Raw genomic sequence first — 1,081 nt, 5'->3', positions numbered from 1 at the left:
ATGGGATACAATACTCACAGTTTTAGACCCGATTATTTCAGCAGTTTCTACAGTTTTAGAAGCAGGTTGGCTACTCATTCAGGCAGGGGCACAAATTGCATGGGCGGCAATATCTCAATATATTATACAGCCGATCCAGGAAGCGTATGATTGGATAAGTGCGCAAATTGGTGAATTAGTTACATGGCTTAGTACACAGTGGGAACTTATAAAGGCTTCTGCACAAGTTGCTTGGGGCTTATTTAAACAATATATTATTCAGCCTGTTCAAGAAGCATGGGATTGGGTTAAAGAACAGATCGGCGCGCTTGTTTCTTGGTTAAATTCACAGTGGGAGACAGTGAAATCATATACTTCCGCAGCATGGAATCTAGTAAAGCAATATGTCATTCAGCCTGTTCAGGAATTGTGGAATGCAACGAAAGAAAAATTGAATGATTTAGCGAATTGGATACTAGGTAATTGGGCCAAAATCCAATCTTATACACTTACGGCATGGAATTTAGTTTATAAATACATTATTGATCCAGTGATTTCAGCTTATAATTCTGCAAAAGAGAAGTTCAATGATATGTACAATACGGCACGGGAAAAATTTGATTCTGTAAAGAATGCAGCGCAAGAAAAATTTGATGCAGCAAAGAGATTTATTGTTGATCCGATAAAAGATGCGGTAGATAAAGTAAAGGGATTCATTGATAAAATCAAAGGGTTTTTCAGTGATTTGAAATTAAAGATTCCGAAACCGGAAATGCCTAAAATGCCACACTTCAGTCTGCAGACTAGTACGAAAAATATTTTGGGTAAAGACATTACTTTCCCATCTGGTATCGATGTGCAATGGCGTGCAAAAGGCGGTATCTTTACTAGACCTACCATTTTCGGTATGAGTAATGGTCAGTTGCAAGGTGCAGGAGAAGCGGGGCCAGAAGCAGTTTTACCGTTGAATAAAAAGACATTAGGTGAGATTGGTGAAGGGATTGCAGCAACAATGTCTACTGAACCAACTGTAATTAATATTTATAATCCTTCAGTGAGGGATGATCGTGATATCGACCGCATGGTCGGAAAAATAGATGAT

1 pseudogene is annotated in these 1,081 nt (G+C 38.6%); it reads left to right on the top strand.

From position 1 onward, the window contains the following. A pseudogene (locus tag RT27_RS35625) lies at positions 1-1,081 on the top strand (phage tail tape measure protein); the annotation flags it as partial.

Source organism: Bacillus sp. L_1B0_5 (assembly GCF_000836715.1).
Classification (GTDB): Bacteria; Bacillota; Bacilli; order Bacillales; family Bacillaceae_G; genus Bacillus_A; species Bacillus_A thuringiensis_S.
The sequence above is the reverse complement of the archived record's forward strand: the minus strand, read 5'-3'. Positions and strand labels throughout refer to the sequence as shown.